22 protein-coding genes are annotated in these 19,923 nt (G+C 37.1%); 11 read left to right on the top strand and 11 right to left on the bottom strand.

Going from position 1 to position 19,923, the window contains the following annotated elements; translation table 11 throughout:
* Positions 1-64: 64 nt before the first annotated feature.
* The 3 genes from cls (at position 65) to pepF (ending at position 4,784) form a co-directional block, all read left to right on the top strand.
* Entirely contained in the window at positions 65-1,576 is a 1,512-nt protein-coding gene (gene cls / locus BkAM31D_RS15920) for a cardiolipin synthase (protein ID WP_066152757.1), read from the top strand.
* Positions 1,577-1,697: 121 nt separating this feature from the next.
* Complete coding sequence (locus BkAM31D_RS15915; RefSeq protein WP_066152754.1) at positions 1,698-2,903, top strand: competence protein CoiA; 1,206 nt, start codon at positions 1,698-1,700, stop codon at positions 2,901-2,903.
* A gap of 72 nt (positions 2,904-2,975) precedes the next feature.
* On the top strand, positions 2,976-4,784 hold the full coding sequence (gene pepF / locus BkAM31D_RS15910; protein WP_066152752.1) for an oligoendopeptidase F: 1,809 nt from the start codon (positions 2,976-2,978) through the stop codon (positions 4,782-4,784).
* Between the two features lie 59 nt (positions 4,785-4,843).
* Here the strand turns inward: pepF and BkAM31D_RS23650 are convergent, their stop codons facing one another.
* The 5 genes from BkAM31D_RS23650 to BkAM31D_RS15890 all read right to left on the bottom strand — a co-directional run bounded on the left by BkAM31D_RS23650 (position 4,844) and on the right by BkAM31D_RS15890 (position 7,888).
* A complete protein-coding gene (locus tag BkAM31D_RS23650) occupies positions 4,844-5,020 on the bottom strand; it encodes a hypothetical protein (RefSeq protein ID WP_157076784.1) in 177 nt (58 codons plus the stop codon).
* An 81-nt stretch (positions 5,021-5,101) separates the two neighbouring features.
* Positions 5,102-6,025, bottom strand: a complete 924-nt coding sequence (locus tag BkAM31D_RS15905) for a ClpXP adapter SpxH family protein (protein WP_066152749.1) — start codon at positions 6,023-6,025, stop codon at positions 5,102-5,104.
* Positions 6,026-6,041: 16 nt separating this feature from the next.
* Positions 6,042-6,425 carry a globin domain-containing protein gene (locus BkAM31D_RS15900; protein WP_066152747.1) on the bottom strand — a complete coding sequence of 128 codons (384 nt, stop codon included), beginning with the start codon at positions 6,423-6,425 and terminating at the stop codon, positions 6,042-6,044.
* A 142-nt stretch (positions 6,426-6,567) separates the two neighbouring features.
* A complete protein-coding gene (locus BkAM31D_RS15895; RefSeq protein ID WP_066152744.1) occupies positions 6,568-7,221 on the bottom strand; it encodes a lytic transglycosylase domain-containing protein in 654 nt (217 codons plus the stop codon).
* Positions 7,222-7,294: 73 nt separating this feature from the next.
* Positions 7,295-7,888, bottom strand: coding sequence for a CYTH domain-containing protein (locus tag BkAM31D_RS15890; protein ID WP_066152741.1), 594 nt, complete (start codon positions 7,886-7,888; stop codon positions 7,295-7,297).
* Between the two features lie 177 nt (positions 7,889-8,065).
* On the opposite strand from BkAM31D_RS15890, the gene BkAM31D_RS15885 reads away from it, so the two are divergent.
* From BkAM31D_RS15885 to BkAM31D_RS15870, 4 genes are all read left to right on the top strand, one after another.
* Positions 8,066-8,443: a UPF0738 family protein gene (locus tag BkAM31D_RS15885; protein ID WP_066152739.1), complete on the top strand. Its 378-nt coding sequence runs from the start codon at positions 8,066-8,068 to the stop codon at positions 8,441-8,443.
* Between the two features lie 122 nt (positions 8,444-8,565).
* Positions 8,566-9,198 (top strand): GTP diphosphokinase, encoded by a 633-nt coding sequence (gene yjbM, locus BkAM31D_RS15880; protein ID WP_066152736.1) that lies wholly within the window; start codon positions 8,566-8,568, stop codon positions 9,196-9,198.
* 14 nt (positions 9,199-9,212) lie between these two features.
* A complete protein-coding gene (locus BkAM31D_RS15875; RefSeq protein ID WP_066152734.1) occupies positions 9,213-10,007 on the top strand; it encodes an NAD kinase in 795 nt (264 codons plus the stop codon).
* A complete protein-coding gene (locus tag BkAM31D_RS15870) occupies positions 10,000-10,911 on the top strand; it encodes an RluA family pseudouridine synthase (protein ID WP_084372117.1) in 912 nt (303 codons plus the stop codon). The genes BkAM31D_RS15875 and BkAM31D_RS15870 overlap by 8 nt, the downstream gene beginning before the upstream one ends.
* 13 nt (positions 10,912-10,924) lie before the next feature.
* Here BkAM31D_RS15870 and BkAM31D_RS15865 read toward each other — a convergent pair whose 3' ends face one another.
* Together BkAM31D_RS15865 and prpE are read right to left on the bottom strand one after the other, a co-directional pair.
* The gene (locus BkAM31D_RS15865) at positions 10,925-11,356 is read right to left on the bottom strand and encodes a hypothetical protein (RefSeq protein ID WP_066152730.1); all 432 of its coding nucleotides are present in this window, start codon (positions 11,354-11,356) and stop codon (positions 10,925-10,927) included.
* 29 nt (positions 11,357-11,385) lie between these two features.
* On the bottom strand, positions 11,386-12,123 hold the full coding sequence (gene prpE / locus BkAM31D_RS15860; RefSeq protein WP_066152727.1) for a bis(5'-nucleosyl)-tetraphosphatase PrpE: 738 nt from the start codon (positions 12,121-12,123) through the stop codon (positions 11,386-11,388).
* Positions 12,124-12,347: 224 nt separating this feature from the next.
* Here prpE and BkAM31D_RS15855 point away from each other — a divergent pair, with 224 nt between their 5' ends.
* From BkAM31D_RS15855 to fabI, 3 genes are all read left to right on the top strand, one after another.
* Positions 12,348-14,447, top strand: a complete 2,100-nt coding sequence (locus BkAM31D_RS15855) for a cation:proton antiporter (RefSeq protein WP_257391580.1) — start codon at positions 12,348-12,350, stop codon at positions 14,445-14,447.
* Between the two features lie 87 nt (positions 14,448-14,534).
* Positions 14,535-14,684 (top strand): hypothetical protein, encoded by a 150-nt coding sequence (locus BkAM31D_RS23970; protein ID WP_169801099.1) that lies wholly within the window; start codon positions 14,535-14,537, stop codon positions 14,682-14,684.
* 97 nt (positions 14,685-14,781) lie between these two features.
* Complete coding sequence (gene fabI, locus BkAM31D_RS15850; protein ID WP_066152722.1) at positions 14,782-15,564, top strand: enoyl-ACP reductase FabI; 783 nt, start codon at positions 14,782-14,784, stop codon at positions 15,562-15,564.
* Between the two features lie 66 nt (positions 15,565-15,630).
* Here the strand turns inward: fabI and BkAM31D_RS15845 are convergent, their stop codons facing one another.
* Positions 15,631-16,014 carry a hypothetical protein gene (locus tag BkAM31D_RS15845; RefSeq protein ID WP_066152720.1) on the bottom strand — a complete coding sequence of 128 codons (384 nt, stop codon included), beginning with the start codon at positions 16,012-16,014 and terminating at the stop codon, positions 15,631-15,633.
* 109 nt (positions 16,015-16,123) lie between these two features.
* Complete coding sequence (locus BkAM31D_RS15840) at positions 16,124-16,468, bottom strand: hypothetical protein (protein ID WP_066152718.1); 345 nt, start codon at positions 16,466-16,468, stop codon at positions 16,124-16,126.
* Positions 16,469-16,619: 151 nt separating this feature from the next.
* Here BkAM31D_RS15840 and BkAM31D_RS15835 point away from each other — a divergent pair, with 151 nt between their 5' ends.
* Positions 16,620-16,802, top strand: coding sequence for a hypothetical protein (locus tag BkAM31D_RS15835; protein ID WP_066152715.1), 183 nt, complete (start codon positions 16,620-16,622; stop codon positions 16,800-16,802).
* A 75-nt stretch (positions 16,803-16,877) separates the two neighbouring features.
* On the opposite strand, the gene BkAM31D_RS15830 is transcribed toward BkAM31D_RS15835, so the two are convergent.
* Both BkAM31D_RS15830 and BkAM31D_RS15825 read right to left on the bottom strand, forming a co-directional pair.
* The gene (locus BkAM31D_RS15830; RefSeq protein ID WP_066152712.1) at positions 16,878-17,519 is read right to left on the bottom strand and encodes an HD domain-containing protein; all 642 of its coding nucleotides are present in this window, start codon (positions 17,517-17,519) and stop codon (positions 16,878-16,880) included.
* The gene (locus tag BkAM31D_RS15825; RefSeq protein ID WP_066152709.1) at positions 17,497-19,875 is read right to left on the bottom strand and encodes an ATP-dependent helicase; all 2,379 of its coding nucleotides are present in this window, start codon (positions 19,873-19,875) and stop codon (positions 17,497-17,499) included. The genes BkAM31D_RS15830 and BkAM31D_RS15825 overlap by 23 nt, the downstream gene beginning before the upstream one ends.
* Between the last annotated feature and the right edge of the window lie 48 nt (positions 19,876-19,923).

The raw sequence follows: 19,923 nt of genomic DNA, 5'->3' as shown, positions 1-19,923 counted from the left end.
CCCCTTTTTTAAATCCAAAAAGCTTTGATGGTATCGTAATGATAGTTTGGGGACGGAGAGGAACATGAAAAATCAATTAAATGTAATAGTATTCTTGGCTTTATTACTGGCTTTGCTTTATATGACTAGAGGACATTGGGAGGGCTGGGTCGTTGGTGCGCTGAGTGTGGCTTTCTCTTTATCGGTTGTGTTTATAGCTGTTGTCATATTTTTTGAAAATCGTCATCCTACTAAAACATTAACATGGTTATTGGTGTTAGCTGCATTTCCTTTATTTGGCTTCTTTTTTTATTTGTTATTTGGTCAAAATCATCGTAAAAATCGTTCTTTTTCAAATAAAGCAATACAAGACGAACAAGAGTTTAAAAAGATTGAGGGGGACAGACAGTTAAATGAGGACCAAATTAATAGTATGGGAGAACATCAACAACTTCTTTTTCGATTAGCCCATCGATTAGGGAATAATCCCGTTTCTTTTTCAAGTGAAACAAAGGTACTGACAGATGGAAAAGAAACCTTTACTCATATTTTACGAGCTCTTCGACTAGCAAAACATCATATTCATCTAGAATATTATATTGTTCGTGACGATAAGCTCGGAAAAGAGATAAAAGACATATTAATGGAAAGAGCAAAAGCTGGTGTAGAAGTACGCTTTCTTTATGATGCTGTTGGGAGTTGGAAGTTATCAAAAGCGTACATTAAAGATTTACGAATGTCAGGGGTTGAAGTCGTTCCATTTTCCCCGGTAAGGCTTCCATTTTTAAATCATAAACTTAATTATCGAAATCATAGAAAAATCATTGTGATTGATGGAGTAATTGGCTTTGTTGGTGGGTTAAATATCGGAGATGAATATTTAGGTAGGCATTCATATTTCGGAAAATGGCGAGATACACATTTGTTCGTTAGGGGAGAGGCTGTACGAACACTTCAACTTATTTTTTTACGAGATTGGTTCTATCAAACAGGAGAGAAAATATTAAGTCCAACTTATCTTTCTCCATCTCTACCAACCGTTTCTGGAGATGGTGGGGTACAAATGATTGCGAGCGGCCCTGATACTCGCTGGGAAGTTAATAAGAAGTTGTTTTTTTCGATGATTACGTCAGCCAAGAAATCGATTTGGATCGCAAGTCCTTATTTCATACCAGATGATGACATTTTAAGTGCATTAAAGATTGCAGCCCTTAGTGGAATAGATGTCCGGTTACTAGTTCCCAACCGTCCAGATAAGCGCATTGTTTTCCATGCTTCTCGATCGTACTTCCCTGAGCTGTTGGAGACAGGAGTTAAGGTGTATGAATACAATCGAGGGTTTATGCATAGTAAATTAATGATTGTTGACCATGAACTTGCTTCGATTGGCACCTCAAATATGGATATGCGTAGCTTTCACCTTAATTTTGAAGTGAATGCTTATTTATATCGAACAAAAAGTGTAACAAAATTAGTTAGTGATTTTGTCTATGATTTAAATCATTCCAATCAGCTCGATTATAAATTATTTAAAAACCGTTCTATCTTCCATCGAATTATTGAATCAACATCTAGATTGTTATCTCCATTATTATAATTGAAAGCTGTTGTGTTAATAAGACAACAGCTTTTTATGATGTTTATTTAAATGTTGCAGGAATTTTCTTAGATAAAATCGAAGTAAATTAACTACTATTGAATATGGAGGTGGTAATTCATTGTTTAATGCAAAATTTGAAGATGGTACGATCATTTCTATGATTGATGATTGGCGAATCGATGAATTAAGGGAGCTACGCAATAAAAGGAAGTTTTATTGTCCCGTCTGTAATTCTTTGGTTCAACTTAAACTAGGGGTGAAGAAGTTATGGCATTTTGCTCACAAGGCTAATGTGAACTGCGATGAGTCCTTAGAAAGAGAAAGTATGTATCATCTTAAAGGAAAGAAAAGACTTTATCATTGGTTACAAAATCAAGGCATTGAAGTGGCACTTGAATGTTATCTTCCGATTATTCGCCAACGGCCAGACTTACTCTTTCGTTATAACAAGATTCTTTATGCGATAGAATTTCAATGTTCCCCCATTAACCTGACGCTTTTTGAAAAACGTACAAGAGGATATCAAGAGATTGGGATTGTTCCCATTTGGATTCTCGGAGGAAATCGTGTAAAGCGTCATGGCCCCAAAACGTTCACCATTAAATCCTTTGAATGGCTCTCGTGCCAAAAGAGTACAAATCAACTTCATCAACTCATTTATTACTGCCCTGAACGCGACTGCTTTGCTCGACTTAATCAAATCACCCCATACACCTCAATAAAAAGCTTAGCCTCATATCGAGAGATTCCCCTTCTTAAAACTCCTGTTGATTTCATTGTAAAACCAGATACTCAAAGAAGCTTTAATCTGTTTGAACAATGGCTTGTCATAAGAAAACATTGGAGATATCAGTTTTTAACCCCTTATCCCGTCAAAGCTGAAAAGATGATTAGAAATGTATTATATAAGTATAATGTACCTGTAAGTCTTTTTCCGTTAGAAGCGGGATGGCCTACTGACTACCACTACCTCATTTCAACTCCAACACATTATTGGCAACTTTACTTGCTATTTGAATGTCTCCTGCAACAATCAATTCACCAACCATTTTCACGTAATCTTGTGATCCAATCTCTATTTCCTCATATTCACAATAACATATTTCCTCTTAGGCAAATGCTGGAGGGAAGGAGTTGGACTCTGGCCATAGACGGGTATCTTTCATTTCTTGTACAAATTGGTTTCTTAATGAAAGATCCTGAAAGTAGGGGAGAATATCAACGTATAAGAAATATTGAGATATCTCCTTCAATTGAAAAAGCCATCGAGAAAGACCAATCATTAAAATTAAAACATCATTCGAAGCAATCAAGGTTACATTAGAGGAATAAGTACTTTAGAGGAGAATATATACTAAAGGGATGATCCTTTATTGTAATTTGGAGGTGCGAAGTATTGGCAAAATCATTACTTAAACGCGAAGAAATTCCTGTGGAAAAAACATGGGATTTAGAGGCGGTTTTTTCATCAAACGAGGATTGGGAAAAGGAATATAAAGCTATTTTAGTACAGCTTCCTTACTTAGAAGCCTGTAAAGGAACACTCGCAGACTCGGCAGTGTCACTGTTTGTTGCTTTAGAAAAACAAAATGAAATAACAGAAAAGTTAGGTAAAGTCTATGCGTATGCTCATATGCGTTATGATCAAGATACAACAAATTCATATTATCAAGGTTTACATGATCGGGCAGCTAGTTTGGCATCGCAAGTAGCAGAGGTGGCATCCTTTATTGTTCCTGAATTGTTGTCAATTGATGAAGCTAAAATTAGTCGTTTTGTAGATGAACATAATGGGTTAAAGGTCTATAACCAGATGTTTCGTGAATTAAACAATCAACGAGCACATGTGCTATCTGAAAAAGAAGAAGCCATTTTAGCTCAAGCAAGTGAAGTTACGAATAGCCCAAGTAATACATTTGGTATGTTGAATAATGCCGACCTGAAATTTCCTACTATAATAGATGAAAATGAGGAAGAAGTTGAAATTACACACGGACGCTTTATTCGATTATTAGAAAGTGAAAATCGTCAAGTCCGTAAAGACGCTTTTAAAGCCGTCTACGATACGTATGACAAATTCAAAAACACATTTGCCTCTACACTGAGCGGACAAGTAAAAAGAGATCTCTTCTATGCAAAAGTAAGGAAGTATAAATCAGCACGAGAGGCTGCTCTTAGTGCCAATCATATACCTGAAGTTGTATATGATCAACTAGTTGAAACGGTTAATAAGCGATTAGATCTGCTTCATCGTTACGTTCGTTTACGTAAGAAGGTGTTAGGGGTAGATGAATTACACATGTATGACTTATATACACCGCTTGTTAAAGATGTGAAAATGGAAATTCCGTATGATAAGGCCAAAGACCTTGTGATAAAAGGTGTTGCGCCGTTAGGGGAAGAGTATACTGCATCATTAAAAGAAGGGTTTGAAAAGCGTTGGGTCGATGTTGAAGAAAATGCAGGGAAAAGAAGCGGAGCATATTCTTCTGGTGCGTATGGAACGATGCCATATATCTTAATGAATTGGCAAGATAATGTGAATAATCTATTCACATTAGCACACGAATTTGGTCATAGTATGCATAGTTATTACACAAGAAAGTATCAACCATATGTGTATGGTGATTATACAATCTTTGTTGCAGAAGTTGCTTCAACTCTCAATGAAGCACTGTTAAATGATTATATGGTGAAAAATACGCAGGACCCTAAGGAGAAGTTATATCTTTTGAACCACTTTTTAGAAGGTTTTAGAGGAACGGTCTTTCGTCAAACGATGTTTGCAGAATTTGAACAACTCATCCATGAGAAAGCAACAAATGGAGAGGCGTTGACACCAGAACTATTAACGAAAACCTACTATGATTTAAATGTAAAGTACTTCGGAGATGATCTTGTTATTGATGAAGAAATCGGATTAGAATGGGCGCGAATTCCACATTTTTATTATAATTTCTATGTGTTTCAATATGCTACTGGATATAGTGCGGCGGCCGCTTTATCTAAGCAGGTTCTTGAGGAAGGAGAGCCAGCTGTTAATCGCTATTTAGCATTTTTGAAAGCTGGTAGTTCGGATTATCCTATTGAAGTTTTAAAGCAGGCTGGTGTAGATATGACGTCACCAAAACCGATTGAGCAAGCGTTAGTAGTATTTGAACAAACATTGAACGAAATGGAGCAATTGCTCGAAAATGGGAATTAGTTAGATACATGAAAAAGGGTGAGCCTCTATATTTGGGCTCACCTTCTTCCTTTTACAATTTAACGAAATCCTTTAAAACGCTTTTGAACAGCAAGCGGTGAAAGGGTGAGACAAAGAGAACCGAATAAAAAAGGTACGGAAATCCAAATTGGAAATATATTCATCAATGATAAAATGTAGAAATAGAAACTAACTATTGTTAGTATTAGTCCGACCATGACAATATAACGATTCAATCTAGTACCCCCTAACAATCCTATAACATGTGATTTTCTACATGTTATGCCTATTTGTTACAGTTTAGAAGGTGTCTCGTTTTATTTATTAATCTGTGAGCGCCAAAAAACTCCATATTTCACCGGAACAGCTTCTACTTTTTGTTGTAGGACAAGAGCTTTTAACTGTCTCTCTGCTTCTTCTTCAGTCAGGTTTAATACAACGGATACTTCAATTGTAGCTACTAGTTCAAAGCGTTTAATAAAATCTTCTAGAGTAATTTCTTTTTTAGGTTTAGGTTTGAAACCTAGCATTTCTTCAAGTATTTGTACATAGACACTATATGGATAATTACCGGAAACTTTTATCCCATCATCTTCAACGTTAGCGTTAAAGAACACAAAAGTTGGAACGATTTCAACTTCCATTTCATTTGTTGTATGAATGTCATGTTGTAGCGTTCTTGCGGCGGTTTCTGACGATAAGTCGTTTTTGAATTCATCGACGTCTAATCCAGCTTTTCTAGCACAGTCTATTAGAACGTGCTGCTCTGTAATGTTTTGTTTTTCAAGAAATAATGCTTCTCTCAGTTTTCGTAAAAAGCGTGCTCCAAGTTGTGGGCCTTGTAATTCAGCAGCTTTAATTGCTAAGGAAGAGAGATAAGGAGAATTCCAATCATTCTCAAGTAGAACATCTCCATCGCAGGACATTCCGGTCTTACTAGCAATGGCTTCCCAACTAGAAGCAATCTCTTGTTTCTTACCTGTCAGTCCTTTTGCTGTTGATCTGCAAACATTCCATGCTTGCAAACGGCCTGCAACGAGAGTTCGAATTCGAAAATAGTCACCGTATTCTACTTGGAGTTTCTTCAGCATTGGTTCAAAAGCCCAACATTCGGCACAAAGCGGATCAATAAAAGTATACAATTCTATTGGTTTATGACGTTTAATTTCTTGATGTTCAGGATCTAGACCACAAACACCAAGTTGATTGTCGCAAGTTGAAGGAGTATCTTTCTGGTTCAATGGTCGTTTCTCCTTTCTATGATGGTTGATTAACCATATGGTTAGCAGTCATGGTCAATCGTTCGATCATGTAATCACGAATTGGCCCTGTTAACTCAATCTCATCCATTGCTTCTTTCATACAGAAAAGCCAAGCCTCAGCTTGAATTGGTGTAATGACAAATGGCATGTGGCGAGCACGTAGCATAGGATGTCCATGCTCATCTGTATAAAGAGTTGGTCCACCTAAAAATTGTGTTAAGAATTGTTTTTGTTTCCTTGCAGTTTCAGTTAGATCATCTGGAAATAGTGGAGCCAAATCTGAATGTTGAGATACTTTTGTATAAAACGTATCTACTAATTGAGATAATACTTGTTCTCCACCTAAAGTCTCATAAGGGGTTTGACTTGAATTTGTCATACTAATATCTCCTCTGTATTATCAGAACTCTCTTCATATTGTAGCAATATGAGTTCTGATCAGCAAATTTCTTGATTCTAACTTTAAACAATCTTAGTGAAACAAAAAGAAACTGACAAATGGCCAGCTTCTTCTGAATCGATTATGCATTTAAATATGTGTTATATACTTTTGGTACGTAAGCTTGTGTTTCTTTAAATGGAGGAATCCCGTTATAACGATCAACGTTTCCTGGACCAGCATTATAAGCTGCTAAGGCAAGACGAATGTCTCCGTTATAACGATTAAGCATTTGCCTCAGATACTTCGCACCTCCATCAATGTTTTGCTTAGGGTCATAAGCATTTCGAACATTTAATCCTTTGGCAGTAGCTGGCATTAATTGCATTAATCCAATAGCGCCAGCATGGCTTTTGGCGTTAGGGTTATAATTCGATTCGTGCTGGATCACGGCATTAATTAGTTTTGGGTCTATGTTGTATTTTTTGGCAGCTGATTCAATTAACGGTTGAACGCGAATTGCTTGATCAGGTAAAGATGGTTGTGCAGTTTGATTCACTGCTTTAGTTGGACTTGTAACCGAAATAGCAGTCTGTTCAATTCGATATCTTACTGTTGGATCAAGAAATAAATCATTCTTTCTTGAAAAAACAGGCTGATTTAATTTAGTCATTTGTTCTTCAAGGATTTGAGAGAACATTGCTTGAATGACACTTTGCTGTTGTCCTTTCGGAGCACTTGGCCCCAAAGTTAATCCTTGAAAACGATTAACATGTTGTAGGAAAGTCAGATCCATAAGACACCTCAATTTGAATTAACTAACGTTATCATAGCAAATGCCTTTCGTTTCGACAATTGGTTGTTTTTGTCTAAAATGAGGATTTATCTACCTTTAATTTCTCTGAGAAAAATCTTCTCACTTTGTTTTCGGTTGAAGTTGGAGTTAGATTTACTTGAGACAAGATATTCAGTAGAGTAGTATTTGCATGTTGCTCAGATTGCCCTTCATATTCAATTTCAAAGTCAATTTTGTCAAAATAAGAACTTTTATCAAAACAAAGAACACCTTCGTTATACGGCATTTCAATTCTGCTTGTACTTAAAGTACCTTGATATTGAAGTTGAACTACAGGAATATCTAATTGTTGAAGCTGCTTCATCACTTCTCCGTTCGGAAGGAGTCCTTCTTCTTTTGCTTGTAACCATGATTCAAATGACAGCGACTGATGAGTTTCTAGTTTGCCAACTTTATGAGGCTGCTTTAGAGTTAATGTGAAGATTCCTTGTTTCTCACGGATTCTAAGTCCGGCCCCTTTTTCTTTTAAGGAAAAAGTCGCTGTCTCAAAATAGTGATTATGTTGAATGATCGCTTCTTCTTCTTTAAGGTTAAAATGTTTGAGCAGTTGAAAGAAACCAGCTTCAGTTAGCATGGATTTAACTTCTATTTCAATTTCTTGTGACATTATATACTCCTTTTCTCTCCATTTGGGGGTTTTGTTGTTTCTAGTATAACAGTGTTTTTCAACTTATTTGTAAAATTGACATGATCATGAATCCGGCGTACGCATTTAGAAATAAACTATGATAAAATATAACCGAGACATTCTTAAGAATGTGTGTTGAATAGTTGGAGGTACATAATGAAGAAATTAATGGTAAACAAAATGACAGAAGAACAAGATTTTTTAAAGGCGCATTTAAACGAGGAAATTAATTTAGAACTAGCGAATTCCTTAAAAGCTGGTAGCCGTATGCTAGTAGATTCAGACGGTCTTGCTTTTATCTACATACTCGAAAATGATACTGCTTTTTATTATGTTACATTTGAACAAAGTACTTGGCCATACTTAAAGAAATTGCTAGTAACTAATAAAAGTCTAATACTTGACCTAGGAAATGAGAAAAGTATTGAATTGACATCCATGTTTGAGGAACTAACATTTCTAACAGAAAATATTGATGGGAATAGCAATTACGGAGAAGTGATGGAGAAAGCTGTTAAAGAAGTGTTTAACTAATTTTATTTATTAGATGGACAAATGATAATGGTGAAGAACGTAACTTGAAAAAGATTAAAAAAGCCTTATCATTGAGCCCTTAACGTGTAGCTCATCCTATAGATAAAACGGGCGGTGATGGCATGAGTGGTTGGAATATCTTTCTTACACCTTATAAACAGGCTGTAGAAGAGCTGAAAGTTAAACTAAAAGGAATTAGGGAGCAGTACCAAAAAACATCAAAACATACCCCGATAGAGTTTGTTACAGGAAGGGTTAAGCCGGTATCAAGCATTTTAGACAAAGCTAAGCGTAAAAACGTTCCTTTAGATCAATTAGAATCTCAAATGGAAGACTTAGCAGGATTACGAATCGTTACGCAATTTGTGGAGGATATAGAAACGGTTGTTGATTTAATTCGTTCTAGAAAGGATTTTGAAATTATTGAAGAACGAGATTATATCGTAGAGAAAAAGCCTAGTGGATACCGTTCTTATCACCTTGTTCTCCTCTATCCTGTTCAGACAATTGAAGGGGAGAAAAAGATTCTAGTAGAATTGCAAGTACGAACTTTAGCGATGAATTTTTGGGCGACAATTGAGCATTCTTTAAATTATAAATATAGTGGAGAAATTCCTGAACATATTAAAATTAGGCTGCAACGAGCAGCGGAATCTGCTTTTCAACTTGACGAAGAGATGTCAATTATACGTGATGAAGTAAGAGAGGCACAGCGTATTATCACGAAAAAGGAAGAGCAGGGGAGTAAGCTGTAGACTGGAGGACAAGTATGAATTTTATGGTGACATCTCGTGGAGATGATGTATCCAATAAATTGCAGCAGAGAATTAAGCGATACTTACTAGATTTTGGTCTGAAACATGACGATAAAGAACCGGAAATGGTCATAACTGTAGGTGGCGATGGTACGCTTTTACAAGCTTTTCATGATTATTGTGATCGTTTAGAGGATACGGCCTTTGTTGGGATACATACGGGACATCTTGGTTTTTATGCTGATTGGGTACCAGATGAAGTTGAAAAGCTAGTCATCCATATCGCCAAAACTCCTTATCAGATCGTTGAATACCCACTGCTTGAAGTAGTGATACGGCATGAAGGGGAAACGAATTCAGAGAGGCATCTTGCGTTGAATGAAATGACAATAAAGAGCCTTGGTGGGTCTCTTGTTAGTAGTGTGGATATTAAAGGAGAGGCGTTTGAGGTCTTTCGAGGGGATGGGCTTTGCATATCTACCCCTTCTGGAAGTACTGCTTATAATAAAGCGTTAGGAGGGGCAATCCTTCATCCGTCTTTATCTTCTATTCAAGTTGCTGAAATGGCATCGATTAATAATCGTGTCTATCGTACGGTCGGTTCCCCTTTAGTTCTGCCACAACATCATACTTGTTTATTAAGACCTTTAAATGATATTGATGTACAAGTGACGATTGACCATTATACGCTTGAACATAGTAGAGTGAAATCTATTCAATGTCGTGTTGCCGATGAAAAAGTTCGTTTTGCAAGATTTCGACCTTTTCCTTTTTGGAAGAGAGTAAGGGAGTCATTTATTCGTGGATAATTATTTAGCAAAACTAGTGTGGAAAGTCGTTGCTGATTGGGATAACCAATTACTTCGGCTTTTTTTAAGGGAACGTTGTCAGATTTCAAAGCGAGCACTGGCGGACATTAAGTTTAACAATGGTCTTATTTTGCTTAACAACAAGGAAGTAACGGTTCGTGCAATTGTTAAAAAAGGCGATGAAGTTCAAATTTATCTTCCTTCTGAACAAGTTAGTGCATCAGTGAAACCGGAGTATCATCCTTTAAGTATTTCTTATGAAGATGAACATTTGTTAGTGATTAACAAAAAAGCGGGAATGCCAACGATTCCATCGCGAGAGCACCCGGGTGGAACGCTAGCAAATGCTGTGGTAGGTTATTTTCAAGAAAAGAATCATCAGGCTACTTTTCATGCGGTTAATCGATTAGATAAAGACACTTCTGGATTGTTGATCATTGCTAAACATCGCTTGGCGCATGATCGTTTTTCAAAAATGCAGCAAGAAGGTAAAGTTAAACGGTATTATAAGGCAATCGTAACTGGTTTTTTGAAGCGAGGAGAAGGAACCATTAATGCCCCTATTGAAAGAGACCCAAATAGTATAATTGCAAGGCAAGTTAGAATGGATGGGAAAGAAGCTATTACTCATTATAGAGCGCAAGTAAGAACGTCTAAATTCTCAGTTGTGGAAATAAGGCTTGAAACAGGAAGAACTCATCAAATTAGAGTACACTTTTCCTATATTGGCCACCCTTTATTAGGAGATGATTTATATGGTGGTAGTACAGCTATGATAAGTCGTCAAGCCTTACATTGTCATAAAGTAGAGTTTGAACATCCGTTTCAACAGTCAGTTATGACAATTCAAGAAGAAATTCCAGAAGATATGAAATGTATAGGAAATGAGGGTGAGCAAATTTGACTCACCCTCATTTCTATTCCTCGGTTATTTGGTTAATTGTATGTTCCACAAGTAAATTGTCGTTGCTGTCGTATACTTCAATTGAAATGGAATCAAGTAAATGCTCTTTATTCAACTCGGTTGTTAGTGAAAAGGCTTCTGCAATAAAGTAGCTTGAGTCGGGTCTAATGTTAAAATGCTCTGGTGTACCTTCTGCATCTGAAAAGACAAAATCATTGAGTCCGCCAAAAGCTTCTTGAACTTGTTCATCCTGTAAGATAAAACGAGCATAAAGTTCATTAGCGGGAAGCTGGCCGTTATTTTCAAGGCGTACATAAAGTGAAGCCATATCAATCTCATCGTTAAAGATAATACGTGTTTGTTCTTGGTCTACTTCAAGTAATAATTGTGGACCACAACTACTTAATAAAAACAGTAAAGAAAACAAAAGAATTCCTTTTCTCATTTCTTGCACCTCATTCTTACTTAATAAGCTTATTCGAAGCTTCTGAATTTCTCCTCAACAAAAGGAAGCGAGGATGGGACTTGAACCGTTGTCATTTCAGGGTATTGTAAAGCTGTAAGAGCTCCTCCAAACACACATCCAGTATCAATATTAACAGTGTTTCTGACAAAACGTGGTTTTTTTACGGGAGTGTGTCCGTAAACGATCCATTCTCTCCCTTCATGGTGTTGTGCCCAATCACGTCTGATCGGTGTTCCATCAGGGTTGCTTTCCCCGGTGATATCACCGTAAAGAACGAATGTTTTTATTCGCTTATTGGTTTTTCCGATATCGCTAGAGCGAATCCCGGCATGAGCGATAACAAGGTTCTTTTGGTCTAGGACGTGATAAAGAGGAGATTGTTCTACTAAATTCATAAATGTTTGGCGAATGCGGTTATATTCTTTTTTTGAAAGTGCCTTTAACTCGGCTACAGTCGTTTCTAATCCATGGGTAATCTGAACATTTCTCCCTAGAAAATAACGATAAAGTTTATCGCAATGATTCCCTGGGCAGTAATATGCTTGTCCAGTTGAAACGAGGTTTGCAACTAGGTTGATGACTTCAGTGGAGTTAGGTCCACGGTCTGTTAAATCACCAATAAAAGCTAACTTTCTTTGTTCTGGATGATGGTATGTATCTTTTATTTTTTCATAACCTAATTTCGACATAATTGCTAATAGCTCTTCATAACATCCATGTATATCACCGATAACATCAAATTTCATTTTCACAGGGTCTCCTTTTTCACTCTTTTTACTATAGCTTAACCAAAGTTTTAGAAGCAATGAACATCCACTGAACATTTTAAACTTATAATAATGAGGATAATTAACAAAGTATAAATTGTAGATGCTAACCAATATGTTAACTGTTGACAGAGTTATGATAGGTTCTTTAATATGGGGAGAATAATTGTCATTTTATCTAAATAAAAAAGGTGTGAAAGAATTTGATAACACAACCTGTTACAAATCCTGTTCTTATTTTTGCTATAGCGATGGTTATCTTTTTGGTGGCTCCTCTAATTATGGCAAAACTAAGAATTCCCGGGATAATAGGGTTTATTTTTGCAGGGGTTATAGTAGGGCCCAATGGATTAGGTATTTTAGATCGAGATCCGACTATTATTCTTCTTGGGACAGTAGGCCTCCTTTATATTATTTTTATAGCAGGGCTAGAAATCGACTTAGAAGGCTTTAAGAAATATCGAAATAGAAGTTTAACCTTTGGTACGATGTCTTTTACAATCCCTTTTATTTTGGGTACTATGGGTGCTTATTTACTTGGCTATTCAGTAGCTGGGGCAATTTTGCTCGGGTCGTTACTTGGGTCACATACTTTGCTAGCTTATCCAATTGCTAGTCGTTTAGGAATTTCAAAAAACAAGGCTGTTACGACATCTGTTGGTGGAACGATTATGACCGACACGCTTGCGCTACTTATATTAGCAGTAGTGGCTGGTTCAACTCAAGGAGAGTTAACAGCTGATTTTTGGTTTGTATTAATTGTGTCATTAATTATTTACGTTGCGGGTGTTTTTATTATTGTGCCAATCGCCGCAAAATTTTTCTTTCGAACGTTAAGTAGTGAAGGGACACTTGAGTATATTTTTGTCATGACAGTTTTGTTTGTGTCTGCCTTTTTCGCAACGGTTGCTGGGTTAGAGCCGATAATCGGGGCATTTCTTGCAGGTTTGGCGCTGAATCGTTTCTTATTTGAACAAAGTCCATTAATGAACCGGATTAAGTTTATTGGTAATTCTTTGTTTATTCCTTTCTTTCTACTATCTGTTGGAATGTTAATGGATTTGAGAATTTTAATTTACGAGCCCCAAGCCTGGGTGAAAGCTGCACTAGTTGTAATATTAGTGATTTCCGGAAAGTTTATGGCAGCATGGATTGCTGGAAAGATTTATCGTTATTCAATAGAAGAAGTTAAGTTAATGTTTGGTCTAACCATCCCTCAAGCGGCAGCAACGTTAGCGGCAACTCTAGTTGGTTTTGATTTAGGGTTGTTTGATCAAGCAACGGTTAATGCAATTATAGTCATGATTCTCATTACATGTATGATAGGGCCGTATACAGTAGAAAAGTTTGCTAGAATGATTGCTATGCTAGAGGAACAAAAGCCATATGAACCTTCTCAAGCTCCGGAAAGGGTATTGGTACCAATAGCCAACCCGAATACAATGGAATCCTTAATGGATCTTTCATTTATAGTCAGAGGGCAATCTCCACAACCATTGTTTACTTTGGCTGTTGCGCAAGGTGGAAAAGAAGACTCTGAATCGAGGATTGTTCAGGCTGAGAAAATACTAAGTCATTCAAAAGTCTATGCAGCTGGAGCAGAAGTACCAATTCAAATGCTAACAAGAATTGATACCAATATTACTTCTGGTATATTAAGAGCAATGGAAGAATCACGAATTACAACTGCTGTTATTGGTTGGAATGGCAAACTCTCAACACCACAGAAGATTTTTGGGGGAATCCTTGATCAGCTATTAGAAAGATCCACACAAATGGTTCTTGTTTCGAAGTTGGGTCATCCTCTTAATACTACGAAAAGAATTGTAATTATCATTCCTTCTGGGTTTGACCATAAAGCTGGTTATTATCAGTCTGTAAAAACTGCAAAACTTCTTGCAAGCCAATTAGGTGCAACCATTACTTGTTATGTAGTTAAAGATCATTTAAATAGCTATGCCCGAACATTTAATGAGATGAAGCCAGATGTAAAAGTCACAATGACGAGTCTTTTATCTTGGAATGAATGGCATAATATGTATATGCCACTGTTACGTTCTGATGATATCGTGCTTGTCTTTAGCGCAAGGAGAGGGACCATTGCGTGGCACCCTCAGTTAGAAAGATTGCCGAGAGTGCTGGCGCATTCTGGTCCTGAGAGCTTTATCATGGTCTATCCTCCAGAGACGGAAGAAGTAGACTTACGTGGTACAAGGGAACAGAATTGCCAAAAACATTTATGTCTAAAGGTTCTTATGAATAAAGTCGTTACAATGAATTTTAAGAGGAGGATCTCTCATTGAATTATTTAATGAGAGATCCTCTTTTTTATTATATTGAATGAGGGTAGAGGAAATAGGCAATCCTTAAAGGAAAAAGGAGTGAAAAGTGTGACAACCGATATTACAGTTACATGTCCTAATTGCCAAGACCAGAAACCTATTTCCAATTTATTAATCGCTCAATCAAATCAAAATGTTATTTATAAATGTGAGAAGTGCCAATATGAGAAGAAGAATATTCAAACAAAAAAGGGATAACGAGTTGTTATGTTGAACTATCTAACAAATAACTGATTTATTATGCTATAATTATTAGTACTTGGTATTAATAACTACTCATAATGGAGGAGAAAATATGTTGCAACTTTCTTTATCAGAACGTACATATGTAGTCATGGGTGTGGCTAATAAGCGAAGTATTGCTTGGGGAATCGCGCAATCTCTTGCGAACGCAGGAGCAAGGTTAATTTTTACATATGCGGGTGAGCGTTTAGAAAAGAACGTACGCCAGTTAGCGGAAACGTTAGAAAGAAACGATCATCTTGTATTACCTTGTGATATTACAAGTGATGAAGAGATTGAGAAAACATTTGCGAAAATCAAAGTTGAAGTCGGAACTATTCACGGGATTGCTCATTGTATTGCTTTTGCTAACAAAGAAGAGCTTGAAGGTGAATATTTAAATACGACACGAGATGGCTTTCTTCTGGCTCAAAATATTAGTGCGTATTCACTTACGGCAGTAGCAAAAGTCGCACGCTCAGTTATGACTGAAGGCGGAAGCATCGTAACTATGACTTACCTTGGTGGGGAAAGAGTTGTACGTAACTATAACGTAATGGGAGTAGCGAAAGCTTCTTTAGATGCAAGTGTTAAATACTTAGCGAATGACTTAGGAAAAGAAAATATCCGAGTAAATGCCATTTCGGCAGGACCTATTCGTACTTTAGCAGCTAAAGGCATTGGTGGATTTAACGATGTATTAAAAGAAATTGAAGAGCGAGCACCGCTTCGACGCACTACTACTCAAGAAGAGGTTGGAGATACTGCCTTATTCTTAATGAGTGACCTTTCACGTGGAATTACTGGAGAACTTCTTCACGTTGATAGTGGTTACAATATTTTATCAATGTCATAAAATGAATATCGTACACAAGAGGTTAAGGGCAATTCCCTTAACCTCTTCGTTGATCAGTTGATGTTTTTAATACTCGTTCCAATCTCTTTGTTGCTGTCCGCCAAAGACTCCTGTTTGGTAGAAAATCCAAGGCCAAAAGCCTCCTCCTTGGCCTGGTTGCCAAGGCTGCCAAGGTGGTCTAGGTGGTCTTGGTGTTGGACGTGGCGGAATAGGTCCATAGTATGGAGCGATTCCAATTAAATCACTATTATGAACTTGAATGAATTGTGGCTGATAAGAAGGGGCTCTATAAATGAACATGGAGACCATTCCTGTTCTTCGATTGAAGTCAGTGATATAAGCCGTTACTTCTCCATAGGTTGGAATAGAAGTCGTGACCCATTGACCAACATATTGAGAAACAACAGTTGGTGGTAAGAATTGAACGGAAGGTTGTTGTGGACCGTACATGAAACAGTTCCTCCTTTAAATTTCAAGTGTCAACATATCTTATGAGGATTGTTTCGGTAGGTGAGTGTCCACATCAAAAAACAAATTATAATAATAAAGTTTTAACGTTTTATTTAGGTACAATTTGGTAAGCTAACCATGGTTTTAAAGGGGCAGGTTCTGATTGATAGGTAATGTGAGATTGTAGTGGAGAGCGGATATAGTAAGTTGTCACGCAATGCCCTTGTGGAATTAAGTGTTCCTGCCCAATGGACGCAATATCTTCAAATTCAACGGATGGGTCAAGTACCTTTTGTTTTTCGTTAATTAATATTTTTAGTGTTTTTACAGTTTTCTTTGATAATAGTTCCTCTTGCTCGTTCCCTTTTAATTGATTAACGATTTCTTGATAAAGGTCAGTTGCTTCTTCTATTTTGAGAAGAGCTTCTTTTAATTTGTCGTTTGTTTGTGTCACGGTATCACCCCAATTTAGATGTTATGGTTGAGTCTACTTCTACCTATACTTATGTAGCTTATCCACTTTCATGTTTCCTTTTTAGTAATCATACATTTTGTCGTGTGAAATATACTTTAAACAGTTCCTATATAAGAAAGGAGTTAGAGCGATGACAAAGAGAGCGGTGCCGTTGCTATACATTCACCAACCTAAAGAAATTGATGTAGAGGCCAAAAGCCAAGAATTTGTTTATCAGAAATTTAAAGTGAATGTGAAAAGAAAGATTGTAAGTGATATCGAGGAAGATTCAGTGGAGATGGGGATCGATGACAGCTCTATAGAAGAAAAATAGAGTCATGCAGTTAGTCTATGACTGTAAGCGAATGTAGGGGAGTTCTCGAAAGGATGAAACAGGTGACCAGCTTGGTCACCCTTCCCATTCTTTATGGAATTGTTCGAGGAAATTGTTTAGAAATAGATGTCTAGCTGTAGCTCGTTTCATTCCTTCTCCTGTATTCATTAAATCTTTTAATTTTAGAAGTTTTTCATAAAAATGCCCAATGGCACTTGAACGCCCATTTCGATATTCCTCAAAGGTGAGTTGCTCGCGAACAGCAATTGTCGGATCGTACATTGGATCACCTTTACTTCCAGCGTAAATGAACGTACGCGCGATGCCTATTGCCCCGATCGCATCTAATCGATCAGCATCTTGTACAACTTTAGCCTCGAGTGTTTCTACAGGCTTGTTGTTCCCGCCCTTAAATGACATAGTTGTAATGATTGCCAGAATATGTTCCTCTTGTTCCTTGCTTGTTCCAATGGTTTCTAACCACTTGGTCACATGCTTGATGCCTTCTGCTTCACTTTCTACGACCTTATCATCAATTAAATCATGAAGCAAAGCAGCTAAAGAAACAATGAAGGTATCAGCCCCTTCAATCGCGGCTATTTCTTGTGCTTGCTTCGTTACTCGTTGGATGTGGTGCCAATCATGGCCTGTTCCTTCTCCTTCGAGTTGTTCTTTAACCCAGTTTTCTGTCTGCTTAATCATGTATTCCTTGTCCATTTGCTACATTCCTTTCACGAGACTTATGTGCTTGCTCCGGTGCTATTCGTTGAATTTCTCTTGCGAAACGCGAACGGAAAGCTTTTTTCCCTCTTCTCATAAGGGGGATTGAAATTTTTAACGAATCTTCGGCTCTTGTTATTGCGACGTACATCAGGCGGCGTTCTTCTTCTAAAGGTTTATCATCACCGTCTCGCCATGCTTCAAGAGCATAGTCGTGAGGTAATCCTCCTTCTACCGTGCTTAGAATGTAGACGTGTTTAAACTCTAAGCCCTTTGCGCGATGAATTGTCATAAGTTGCACACTATTAGGGTTGGCTTTTTGGTTTCGAAGTTCGTCAAATTTAATCGTCATATGATTAATATGCCTTAAAAAATCTTCAATTGTATCGTGTTGTCTAGCTACCACTTTTAAATCCCTAACGTCATCGGAGCCTCTCTCCATTTTGTTTCCTTCATTGCCGTTTTTCTTGACGTACTCACTAAAACCCATTTCCTGTTCAATAAATGCAATAGCATCAATTGGGCTTTTTTCTTTCAGCTGCTTGAATTTTGTAGGTAAGGTTTGTAATTTTTTAGTTTGAAATGGCTTTAGCCCTTTGATTAAAGGTAATGCTTCGACAAAAGTACAGTTATTAGTAATGCTTGCTGCTTTAATCTCTTGAACTGTTTCTTGCTTTAAAAATAAAGCGCCAATTAAATCAGTTAGGGCGTGACCGTCATCAGGATTGATTCCCAATTGTAAATAAGCCAAGATTTTTCGTACAGCTTTTCTTTGATAGAAAGAATCTCCATCTGCATCTAATTGAAAGGGGATGCTTGATGAGATAAAGCGCTCAATCAAGGCGCGGGCAGCTGTATTCGTTCGGAATAAAATAGCGAAGTCCTCAGGATTGGCACCTGTTTCTATTTGTTTTTTAATATCAGTAACGATCATTGTCGCTTCTTCTTCTTCATCAAAAGGGTAGAAGAGAAGGGGAGGGGAATGAGTAGAAGTTTGAGCGTGTAATTGTTTCTGATATCGTTGTCTGTTTGTGTGAATAACGTTATTAGCTGAAGAAACAATTTCGTGACTTGAGCGATAATTTTCGGAAAGTATGACCATTTTTGTATTATGATAACGTTCCTTGAAGTTAAGGATATAGGAAGGTTCGCTACCTCTGAAAGCATAAATCGATTGGTCATCATCGCCAACGACACAAAGGTTTTTTGTGCGGTCACTTAACATTGTAATCAACTCAACTTGAACTTTATTAATATCTTGAAACTCATCAACTGATACATAAGAAAAACGTTGTTGATACCTTTTTAACAGTCGATCGTTTTCGTGTAATAGTTCATATAGGCCAAGCAACATATCATCAAAGTCAAATGCATTTTGCGCTTTTCTCATTTCCTCGTAACGTTTGTATAAATAGACTACTCTTTCCTCGAAAAGGTCTTTTCCTTTTATTTTTTCTGGTGCCATGAGGTGATTTTTCCACCAACTAATTTGTGTCAAGGCTTGATCGAATGCAAATTCTTTTTCATCTAAATTTAACTCACGACCAGCTTCTTTTATCATCGCTTGTCTTAACCAGTCTTGCTTTAATAAGTTTGAAGGTGACCACCTTTGGGGATCATGGTGCATAAGCATTTTATAAAAAATACTATGAAATGTACCGATTACTAATTGGTTAAGTGTTTGTCTATTGAGTCCGGGGTAAAGTCGCATTCTCTCTTTCATTTCTTTAGCGGCTTTTGCTGTGAACGTAACAAGTATCAATTCCTTAGGTGAATAGTTAAGTTCTGATAACATATAAGCTGTACGAGTTGTGAGCACACGTGTTTTTCCGCTGCCGGCGCCAGCAAGTATGAGCAACGGTCCTTCAGTTGTTTGAACGGCTTCCCATTGTTGATTGTCAAGATAAATACCACTTTTTTGTAACTTCTCTCTATAAGGATTAAGGGCGAGATGTCCTGTTGTAGCCTTCTTTTCATTAAAATTAGGAATAGCGCGCACCTGTTCTGGTTCTTTCCAATTCTCGATCTCATTTTGCTCTACAGAGGAAGATATCGATCTTCTTTTAGGTATCGAAAATCCAGAATCTGAATGAACATTTTGTTTTTCATTTAGGTTAATGTGATGTTGAGTGAATTTCTTTGTCATTAACGAAGCTGCTTCGATACACTCGTTTGTGGCTTGAACATGGGTAAATGAAGGTGGCTTCAAAATGCCGAGTTCCATTTTTAAAGGTGTATGGCAATGTATACAAGTAAGTTCTTGTTTAATACTAGCCATATATAATTGTTGCCAACTACTACGTTCGCAGTTAGGAAGATAAATGACTTTGTTCTTATAATAAGCCACATGCATTGGATTTACTCCTCTCAAACAATGTCCTGTCCTATCGTAGCAAATTTT

The sequence above is a fragment of the Halalkalibacter krulwichiae genome, from assembly GCF_002109385.1.
Lineage (GTDB): Bacteria > Bacillota > Bacilli > Bacillales > Bacillaceae_D > Halalkalibacter > Halalkalibacter krulwichiae.
This window is presented reverse-complemented; position numbering and strand designations above follow the sequence as displayed.

What these genes read in the sequence shown, in the direction of transcription:
- cls (WP_066152757.1), top strand. Translation starts at nt 65, where the DNA reads ATGAAAAATCAATTAAATGTAATAGTATTCTTGGCTTTATTACTGGCT.
- BkAM31D_RS15900 (WP_066152747.1), bottom strand. Translation starts at nt 6,425, where the DNA reads ATGACAAATTCAAGTCAAACCCCTTATGAGACTTTAGGTGGAGAACAA.
- BkAM31D_RS15895 (WP_066152744.1), bottom strand. Translation starts at nt 7,221, where the DNA reads ATGGATCTGACTTTCCTACAACATGTTAATCGTTTTCAAGGATTAACT.
- BkAM31D_RS15890 (WP_066152741.1), bottom strand. Translation starts at nt 7,888, where the DNA reads ATGTCACAAGAAATTGAAATAGAAGTTAAATCCATGCTAACTGAAGCT.
- BkAM31D_RS15885 (WP_066152739.1), top strand. Translation starts at nt 8,066, where the DNA reads ATGAAGAAATTAATGGTAAACAAAATGACAGAAGAACAAGATTTTTTA.
- yjbM (WP_066152736.1), top strand. Translation starts at nt 8,566, where the DNA reads ATGAGTGGTTGGAATATCTTTCTTACACCTTATAAACAGGCTGTAGAA.
- BkAM31D_RS15875 (WP_066152734.1), top strand. Translation starts at nt 9,213, where the DNA reads ATGAATTTTATGGTGACATCTCGTGGAGATGATGTATCCAATAAATTG.
- BkAM31D_RS15865 (WP_066152730.1), bottom strand. Translation starts at nt 11,356, where the DNA reads ATGAGAAAAGGAATTCTTTTGTTTTCTTTACTGTTTTTATTAAGTAGT.
- prpE (WP_066152727.1), bottom strand. Translation starts at nt 12,123, where the DNA reads ATGAAATTTGATGTTATCGGTGATATACATGGATGTTATGAAGAGCTA.
- fabI (WP_066152722.1), top strand. Translation starts at nt 14,782, where the DNA reads ATGTTGCAACTTTCTTTATCAGAACGTACATATGTAGTCATGGGTGTG.
- BkAM31D_RS15845 (WP_066152720.1), bottom strand. Translation starts at nt 16,014, where the DNA reads ATGTACGGTCCACAACAACCTTCCGTTCAATTCTTACCACCAACTGTT.
- BkAM31D_RS15835 (WP_066152715.1), top strand. Translation starts at nt 16,620, where the DNA reads ATGACAAAGAGAGCGGTGCCGTTGCTATACATTCACCAACCTAAAGAA.
- BkAM31D_RS15830 (WP_066152712.1), bottom strand. Translation starts at nt 17,519, where the DNA reads ATGGACAAGGAATACATGATTAAGCAGACAGAAAACTGGGTTAAAGAA.
- BkAM31D_RS15825 (WP_066152709.1), bottom strand. Translation starts at nt 19,875, where the DNA reads ATGCATGTGGCTTATTATAAGAACAAAGTCATTTATCTTCCTAACTGC.